At 62.2% G+C, this 8,184-nt stretch carries 9 protein-coding genes; all 9 read right to left on the bottom strand.

What is annotated here, in order from left to right:
- Positions 1-250: 250 nt before the first annotated feature.
- A complete protein-coding gene (locus Q0J60_RS03385) occupies positions 251-1,543 on the bottom strand; it encodes a dihydroorotase (RefSeq protein WP_294438824.1) in 1,293 nt (430 codons plus the stop codon).
- Positions 1,527-2,471, bottom strand: coding sequence for an aspartate carbamoyltransferase catalytic subunit (locus Q0J60_RS03380; RefSeq protein ID WP_294438823.1), 945 nt, complete (start codon positions 2,469-2,471; stop codon positions 1,527-1,529). Before Q0J60_RS03380 ends, Q0J60_RS03385 begins: the two co-directional genes overlap by 17 nt.
- Positions 2,472-2,476: 5 nt before the next feature.
- Positions 2,477-3,064 carry a bifunctional pyr operon transcriptional regulator/uracil phosphoribosyltransferase PyrR gene (pyrR, locus tag Q0J60_RS03375; protein ID WP_294438822.1) on the bottom strand — a complete coding sequence of 196 codons (588 nt, stop codon included), beginning with the start codon at positions 3,062-3,064 and terminating at the stop codon, positions 2,477-2,479.
- A gap of 666 nt (positions 3,065-3,730) precedes the next feature.
- Positions 3,731-4,915 carry a putative ABC transporter permease gene (locus Q0J60_RS03370; protein ID WP_294438821.1) on the bottom strand — a complete coding sequence of 395 codons (1,185 nt, stop codon included), beginning with the start codon at positions 4,913-4,915 and terminating at the stop codon, positions 3,731-3,733.
- A 225-nt stretch (positions 4,916-5,140) separates the two neighbouring features.
- Complete coding sequence (locus Q0J60_RS03365; RefSeq protein ID WP_294438820.1) at positions 5,141-5,614, bottom strand: viscotoxin-A3; 474 nt, start codon at positions 5,612-5,614, stop codon at positions 5,141-5,143.
- A 4-nt stretch (positions 5,615-5,618) separates the two neighbouring features.
- A complete protein-coding gene (locus tag Q0J60_RS03360; RefSeq protein ID WP_294438819.1) occupies positions 5,619-6,281 on the bottom strand; it encodes a hydrogenase maturation protease in 663 nt (220 codons plus the stop codon).
- A gap of 200 nt (positions 6,282-6,481) precedes the next feature.
- Positions 6,482-6,907 (bottom strand): PaaI family thioesterase, encoded by a 426-nt coding sequence (locus Q0J60_RS03355; RefSeq protein WP_294438818.1) that lies wholly within the window; start codon positions 6,905-6,907, stop codon positions 6,482-6,484.
- Positions 6,908-6,982: 75 nt separating this feature from the next.
- Positions 6,983-7,762: a DNA repair protein RecO gene (gene recO, locus Q0J60_RS03350; RefSeq protein ID WP_294438817.1), complete on the bottom strand. Its 780-nt coding sequence runs from the start codon at positions 7,760-7,762 to the stop codon at positions 6,983-6,985.
- A 71-nt stretch (positions 7,763-7,833) separates the two neighbouring features.
- Positions 7,834-8,184: His/Gly/Thr/Pro-type tRNA ligase C-terminal domain-containing protein (locus Q0J60_RS03345; protein WP_294438816.1), on the bottom strand; the 351-nt coding region annotated here is incomplete at its 5' end.

Below are 8,184 nucleotides of genomic sequence, written 5' to 3'. Positions count from 1 at the left end.
TAGAGACGCGGACCCACCTGCTCGTTTCCCAGCACGCGGGCGCACTCGTCGAAGGCCTTGGCCTCGTCGGTCGTGCACATAGGCAACCACTCTCTTTCGTCGACTTGTCGGGAGCATGCGGCACGGGCCGCACGCCTGGCTTGCGCCGGATATCCGCTATTGTACGCAAAAGGCGCGCCGATTACGTGCGCGGACGCAAAAAACGGGCCGCATGCCATGCATACGGCCCGTTTTATCTGGGGTCAGGTCGTTAGGCGACGACCTTGCCGTCAATCATCGTGGCGACGCCGCCCACGTACACGTCGGTGGCGCGGCCGATCAGCGCGGCTCCGAGGAAGCCGGAGTTATGCGCCTTGGACTCGAAATCCTCACCGTCCACGGTCCATTCGATCGTCGGATCGAATACCGTGATGTCGGCCACGGAGCCCTCGGCGATCTTGACGGGCTCGAGGCCCAGGATCTCGCGCGGGGCGATGGACATGACGTCGACCATCTTGCCGTAGTCGATGACGCCCTTGCCCACCAGGTTGGTGAGCACCAGGGCGAGGCTGGTCTCAAGGCCGGTCATGCCGAAGGGCGCGTACTCGAACTCGTGCGCCTTCTCCCAGTCGGCATGCGGCGCATGGTCGGTCACGATGCAGTCTATCGAGCCGTCGACCACGCCCTCGATGAGCGCGTCGCAGTCGGCCTGGGTGCGCAGAGGCGGGTTCACCTTGAGGGAGGTGTTGTAGGTGCCGTCGAGCGCATCCTCGGACAGGAACAGGTGATGCGGCGTGACCTCGCAGGTCACAGGCAGGCCCTCTTCCTTGGCGGCGCGCACCATGTCGAGGCCGCGGGCCGTGGTGATGTGCTGGATGTGCAGCGGGCAGCCGGTGAGGCGGCACAGCGCGATGTCGCGCGCGATCTCGATTTCTTCGCCCTCGGCAGGCCAGCCCAGAAGACCCAGGCGCGTGGACACGACGCCCTCGTTCACCTGGCCGGCGCCCACCAGGCCGTCATCCTGGCAGTGGACCATCATGACCTTGCCGAACATCTTGCCGTAGTCCATGACGCGGCGCATCATGCCGGCGTCCTGCACGCCCTTGCCGTCGTCGGTGAAGGCCACGGCGCCCTGGGCAACCATGTCGCCCATCTCGGAGAGGATTTCGCCCGCAAGTCCCTTGCTCATGGCGCCAGCGGGGTACACGCGGCATTTGCCCACCTCAGCGGCGCGGGCACGCACGTAGCCCACGGCCACGCCGTTGTCGCACACGGGGTCGGTGTTGGGCATCGCGCACACGCCGGTGAATCCGCCGTGGGCGGCGGCGCGGGTGCCGCTCTCGATATCTTCCTTGTGCTCGAAGCCAGGCTCGCGCAGATGCACGTGCATATCCACCAGGCCGGGCACCAGGTACTTGCCGGACAGGTCGCGAACCTCGGCGCCTTCGGCGGCGAGGCCCTCGCCCACAGCAGCGATCTTGCCGTCTTCGATCAGGACGTCGGCCACGCCGTCCAGCTCGACAGCGGGGTCAACGATATGCGCGTTTTTAAGAAGCAAGGCCATTGTCGGCACCTCCCAAGAGCAGATACATCACGGCCATACGCACGCAGATGCCGGCGTAGACCTGTTCCAGAATGACCGAGCGCTGCGGGTGGTCGGCCATGTAGCTGTCGAATTCCACGCCGCGGTTGATGGGGCCGGGGTGGCAGATGATGGCGTCGGGCTTCATGAGCTGCTCGCGGTCCTTGGTCAGGCCGAACAGCTTGTGGTACTCGCGCAAGCTGGGGAACGGTGCGCCCTCCAGGCGTTCGCGCTGAATGCGCAGCATATACACCACGTCGAGCTCGGGCAGCGCGGCGTCCAGGTCGGCGGTCACGTGGTCGGCGCCCAGGACGTCGGGGCGAGCCGGCATCAGCGTGGCGGGGCCGATGAGCGTGACCTCAGCGCCCATAATCTTGAGCGCGGGCACGAGCGAGCCGCACACGCGGGAGTGTCCGATATCGCCCACGATGCCCACCTTCAGGCCCTCGAAGTTCTGCTTGTGCTCCCAGATGGTGTACAGGTCGAGCAGGGCCTGCGTGGGATGCTGATGCTTGCCGTCGCCGGCGTCGATGACGGCGGCGGGGCTGTGCTGCGTGATGATGTGCGGAGCGCCGGCGTGCTTGTCGCGCACGATGATCATGTCGATCTTGTAGGAGTTCAGCGTGGCGACCGTGTCCACCAGGCTCTCGCCCTTAACCGTGGCGGTGGAAGAGCCGCCGAAGTTCAGGCTGTCGGCCGAAAGGCGCTTCTCGGCCAGCTCGAAGGAGGAGCGGGTACGGGTGGAGGGCTCATTGAACATGTTGACGATCGTCTTGCCCTTCAGCGTGGGCACCTTCTTGATGGCACGCTGGTTGACCTCGGAAAACGCCTTAGCGGTTTCCAGGATGGTCATGATGTCCTCACGGGAGTACTCCGTGATGTCGATCAGGTGCTTGTGGTTGAAAGCCATTGCGACTATTCACCTCCCAGAGGCGCCGAACCGGCACGGCTGCCCGGCGCTACGTCCAAAATCTCGACGGCGCTGCGACCGTCCACTTCTTCAAGGAACAGGCGTACGTTCTCGTCATGCGCCGAAGGCACGTTCTTGCCCACGAAATCGGCGCGGATAGGCAGCTCGCGATGACCGCGATCGACCAGCACGGCGAGCTGGATGACGGAAGGACGGCCCAGGTCCATCAGGGCGTCGAGCGCGGCGCGGATGGTGCGTCCGGTGTAGAGGACGTCGTCCACCAGCACGATGTGCTTGCCGTCGATGTCAAAGGGGATGTGGGTCGCGTGGACCGCAGGGGCGAAGTTGGTCATGAAGTCATCGCGGTAGAAGCTGATGTCGAGGCTTCCCAGATCGACTTTCACGCCCTCGATCTCTTCGATCTTCTCGACCAAGCGCTTGGCCAGAAGGTCTCCTCGGGTGACGATGCCCACGATGGCCAGATTCTCGGCACCGTGGTTCGCCTCCAGGATCTGATGGGCGATACGCGTCAGCGAACGCTCGATCTCCGCGCCATCCATGACGACGGATTTCACCTGGCAGGTGTCTTTCATACACACTCTCCTCTCTACGTGTACGAGTGCGTACAGACCTGACCTTGCCGCCCGCGCGGCCCATCTGGGGCTCTACGGGCTGCCTCCCGAATCAGGGCATAAAAAACGCCTTGGCCAGGAGGCGAAGGCTTCATGTGTGGGCGCCTATGTGTGGTTCGCGTTCTTATGCGGCGTCGAACGCAACAGCCTTGCCGGTCTCTCTGTACCGTCTTAAAGGACTGCGGCCAGTATACACGCCCGTGCGCCAATGTCAAACCGGCAATTTAACCGAGTTTTTCCTGTAGACAGAGAATAAACGTACGATTGAGGACGCACGATTCCCCGCAAGCGATGGAGGGACACGCGATTGGTGGCGTGGACCCCCGCAAGCGATGGAGGAGACGCACGGTTGAAGATTCGGCACACGAAAGGAGTCTTCATGCTGCAGTTTTGCTAGCACCTCTCCAGTAGGACGCTTCAAGTTGAATCGTTTTCCCAGGTCACAATAGCCTGGACGCATTCGATACTTGCTCCCACCCGAAAAAACTGCAGCATGAACGGCGCGCACGCATGTGGGGCTCAACGACGGCAGCCTTTTCGACGATGGCCTCAAGCGCGGCGTGCGCACTTCGATGCGCACTTCCTGCCGCCATGCGCACTTCCCCATGCGTCCAGTGCTGCCGCTTCCTAGCTCGTACGCGTGGAGTTGCTGGGATCGATGGACATGCTCTGGAAGTGGTTCTGCATGAACTCGTTGTCGTAGTGGTCGGCCATGAACTGCTCCACCGCGTTCTGGATGGGGTCGCCCGCCACGCGCTGGTACCAGCAGTCCAGCGAAAGGAGCGTCATGCCCGCGTCGAAGATCATGAGCGCGGCGCACACGGTGGTCAGGCTGTATCGCCACTTCCACGGAATCATGTTCACCAGCTTGAGCAGGCGCGGAAGGATGAGCTTCACCCATACGCAGCCCAGAACGCCCCACATGCTCATGAACATGCCGTTCGTGCGGCCGCCGATGGAGAGGAACGTACCTGTGTAGTCCCACGCCACGATACCGAAAGCAAACTGCAAAAACCAGCTGACCAGATACTCGAACGCACCGCCGATAACGGCGCTCACCAGGAATATCACGATGAAGTTGGCCTTATGGAAGCGGTTGAGCTCCACGGTCATGAGCACCGCGCCCACGCCGTAGATCGGCGAGAACGGCCCCCACAGCATGCCGGTGCGATCCTGGTACACGCCCGGGTCCACCACTACCATGTGGTAGATGGTCTCGATGACAAGGCCGAGCACGCTCGCCACCACGAAGATCCAGAACAGGTTGAAGAAGTCGAGCTCGATATAGCCTTTGCCGGTCTCGTCGCGCCCGAGCGTCCCCTCCTCGGCGCGCTCGCGCGTCTCCATGTCACGCAGCTTGCGCTTGAGCTGGCGTTCCTCGGAAAGCGAGGGGTCGATATAGACCATGAGGGCGATGGCGGCCACCAGGCGAACCAGCGCCCAGATGTCCACCGCGGAAAGGCCCACGAGCATCACATCGCAGAGGAACTGCGCGATGGAAAGCGTGATGGTGACCTCGATGAGCTGACGGGCATAGCGGCGTCGGTCGCGCAGCATGTTCACGCCGAGCAGGATATAGAGCGCCGACGTAACAAGCATCAAGACAAGCTCCACGATGACGATGACGATAGTCATCGTGCCGTATGTTTCGCTCGCCTGCTCGAACGCGAACGGCATGGCCACCACGACCAACGCGATCAGCGGCAAGAAGAGCACGCCGATGGCGATCAGGATGACCGCAAGAATCTTCAGAGGAAGCGGAAGCTTCTTCTTGGGCGGCTCCACAAGCGATACAGGCTGCTCTTCAGACATGGTTCCTCGTTTCAAAAACTGGGCGACCCGCAAAAAGGTCGCCTGGAATAGTGGTTTTGCGGAAGAAGTCGCCGAAACGACCACAATACCGGTTCGGCGCCCGCAACGCCGGCGAGCGTCGCGTCAAAATTCCTATCGCTGAATAGTACAGGACGGCCGCCCTCGCAAGATGGCGAATAGGCAACGGATTTGCCAAATGGGCAGCCACCTCGCGTCGTGTGGCGCCTATTTCATCGCCGCCAGCATCTCGGGATTGATACACAGGTTGTAATAGGTTGCGGCCGACAGCGCCACGACGACCACAATGCCCATGGCTATCGCCCAAATGCGCTGCCTACGCAGATACGTCTCCTTCGACACGCCCATATCAACCGCGCGATGGAGCGCGAGCGGCTGCGAGATAATCGAGAACGCAAGCGTCATGGCGAAGAGCGCCACGGCGACGATTGCTGCGAACGCGATGGAGAGCGGCGTGCGCGCGACGAAGGCGCTCACGAAGCAGTTATCCGCCAGAAGCCACAGCGGGTAATAGAGAATCGTTACCCAGATGCCATGCGCCGGTCCCCAGATGGCGGGCATGAGGAAGGCGGCGATGTTCACGCGCGGAACGCCTTTGAGAAACTTCTCCTCGGCGCGAATCTGCTCGTCGGTAAGCTCCGACCCCGTCGCTTCGCTCGAACGCTTTTTCTTTTGGGACATCGGACTATTCCTCCCTGCCGCTCGAAGAGCACCCCGCCGCAGACGTCGATCCGCAGGCGTCCGCTACAGGCGCTGCCGACGCAGCAAGCTCTATCTCGTCGGAACCGCCGCATGAAACCGGAGCGGGCTCAACGCGCGGAGCCTTCCCCGTAGGCGGCACGAAAGGCGTGCCGTCAGCATTGAGGAACGCTACGCCCAGCTCGATGAGATGAGCGAGCACCGCATCGCGCAGCAGGGGCAGCGCGTCATAGACCCGAGGCGTCAGTCCCTCGGTCACCACGGCTGGATTCATGTTCTCCACCTGCACGCCGAAGCACATGCCCCGGGCATCGAAGCCCAGCAGAGCGGCGGCGTTAAGCAGGTCGATGAGACGCATATCGTGCAGCGATTGCATGACGCCATGACCCGCGATATCCTCCGGAGCGAAACGGAACACCGTGCCAGGCTCCTCCCCCGTTCCGTCCACCGCATCCACAGTGACCAGGTAGTCGTACTCCTTGACCACGGGAAGCAGATCCATGGTCATGCAGCCCGCATCGATGAGGCTCACGTTGTCGGGGAAGCGATAGTTCTCGTGCAAGTCGTCATAGACGGCAGGGCCAGCCCCGTCGTCGAGCATCAAGCGGTTTCCTACGCATATGATTGCGATTTTTTCTGTAGTAGCCATGCCGGCCATTATACGAAGGGCGTCCGGCTGACCGCACGCGCATCGCCGAGCGCCCCCAAAACCTCCGTAACCGTGCATGACGCACCGTGCATGACGCTGCCCCACCCCAAGACGCAAGGCCCCGCACAGGGCAAAAACCACCAGATGCTCCGCGGGCCAAACCCGCACGGCTCCACTACAGGATACGAGACTTTTCAGGTTTACCAGGTTTGAGGCAGAAGCTCCTCGCCCAACACGGCCATCGTGTACGTCGCCTTAAACGCAATCTTGCCGTCAGGCCTCGTCATGACCACCTCGATTACCATGGTGCGCCTTCCCACGTGCACGGCGGTGGCGTCGATGTCGAAATAGTCCACATCCACATCGACAGAACGAAGGAAATTCGCCGAAACGGTCATGGTGGCGTTCGCCTTGCCGTAGCTGTCAGCCGCGCCCGCTGCCGCCATGTCGGCGAGCGCGAGCAAGAACCCGCCATGGACCGTTCCCAGGTCGTTCACGCACCCGTGGTCGGGGTACGCGCGAGCGACGAAATGGCCCAGTTCGACCGAGATGCACTCCGTGCGGTCGAACCCGGAAAGGTCGCGAAGATCGTTTTTGCAGTATTGGACGATGAAGTCGTCAAGCATGGCGCACTCCCCTTTCATCAGGCTTCATGCGACCACTGTACCCGGGAGACGCCCCGCACCGCAACGGTCATTTTCTTAAAACAAACCGCATGTGAACAGGAATTCGAGCGACTTGAGACGCGAACCCACATGCTCGCGCACCCATGCCTGACACAGATGAAGCACCTCGAAGGTCAAACGGCGGCTTTCGGGAGCCGCGGCTATATCCGCAAATGTCGAAAGCAGCAGACGGTTCGCATGTGCAAGCACATCCACGGGTATGCGCCTCGAGTCAGAGAACAGCAGGCATCCCTGGCAGGCAACGCCGCCTTCCGCCGGCGAGAACGCCACAAACCCGGAAGACGCCGTCGAGCCGGAAAGATCGATGCGCGCGCCGCATACCACGCAGCGGTCGAAGCTGGGGCGAAAGCCCGCGAATGCGAACGCCTTGAGCATGTGCGCGGCGCACAGGGCGAGCGCCGCAGAGGAGTCGGCCTGCGCCATAGTCGAGAGCGCCGAGGAGGTAAGCGCATACAGTTTCGGAGATTCGAGGTCGGGCTGGGCAAGACGCGCCATCAGGTCGACCACCGGAGCAGCGGCGGCGGCATGCTCGACGTCCTCCCGCACGCCGCGGTGCGCATCCACCAGACGAGCCTCCTTGACGATATCGAGGCTTTTACCGCGCACAAGAAGCAAATCGGCTTCGCAGAACACATCGAGTCGTGCCGCGAACGATGATGAAGGCTTGCGCGCCCCTTTCGCCACGGCCTTGACCAGGCGTCCGTCTTCAGCGAGCAACGTGAGGATGAGGTCGGTCTCGCCCAGTTTGGTCTTGCGCAAGACCATCGCGCGGATCGAATACGTTCCCGCAGCCAAACCGAACCTCCTTCCTTCATTAAAAAAGCCGCCCTTTCGAGCGGCTTGTATTGTATCCCAGCGAACGCCGTTTACGCGCGGTCGGCGATTTCCTTCGTGATTTGGGCGAGGAAATCCTCGACGGACATCTGGACGGTCTCGTTGCTGCGGTCGCGCACCGAGCTGTTGCCCTCTTCCGCCTCTTTGGCGCCCAGAATGAGCATATAGGGAACGCGATCGATGCCGCGAGCCTCGCGGATCTTGTAGCCGATCTTCTCGTCGCGGTCGTCCACCACCACGCGCACGCCGGCGGCTTCGAGCTTGTCGGCCACCTGGTGGGCGTACTCGCGCGACTTCTCGGACACGGGAAGCACCTTGACCTGGCACGGCGCGAGCCACGTGGGGAACTTGCCTGCGAAGTGCTCGATCAGGATGCCGATGAA

It is taken from the genome of uncultured Slackia sp., from assembly GCF_944321625.1.
Lineage (GTDB): Bacteria > Actinomycetota > Coriobacteriia > Coriobacteriales > Eggerthellaceae > Slackia.
This window is presented reverse-complemented; position numbering and strand designations above follow the sequence as displayed.

Bases quoted from the DNA above. Each gene is read 5' to 3' on its own strand.
- Q0J60_RS03365 (WP_294438820.1), bottom strand. From the start codon at position 5,614: ATGTCCCAAAAGAAAAAGCGTTCGAGCGAAGCGACGGGGTCGGAGCTT.
- Q0J60_RS03370 (WP_294438821.1), bottom strand. From the start codon at position 4,915: ATGTCTGAAGAGCAGCCTGTATCGCTTGTGGAGCCGCCCAAGAAGAAG.
- Q0J60_RS03355 (WP_294438818.1), bottom strand. From the start codon at position 6,907: ATGCTTGACGACTTCATCGTCCAATACTGCAAAAACGATCTTCGCGAC.
- Q0J60_RS03360 (WP_294438819.1), bottom strand. From the start codon at position 6,281: ATGGCTACTACAGAAAAAATCGCAATCATATGCGTAGGAAACCGCTTG.
- Q0J60_RS03380 (WP_294438823.1), bottom strand. From the start codon at position 2,471: ATGGCTTTCAACCACAAGCACCTGATCGACATCACGGAGTACTCCCGT.
- Q0J60_RS03385 (WP_294438824.1), bottom strand. From the start codon at position 1,543: ATGGCCTTGCTTCTTAAAAACGCGCATATCGTTGACCCCGCTGTCGAG.
- pyrR (WP_294438822.1), bottom strand. From the start codon at position 3,064: ATGAAAGACACCTGCCAGGTGAAATCCGTCGTCATGGATGGCGCGGAG.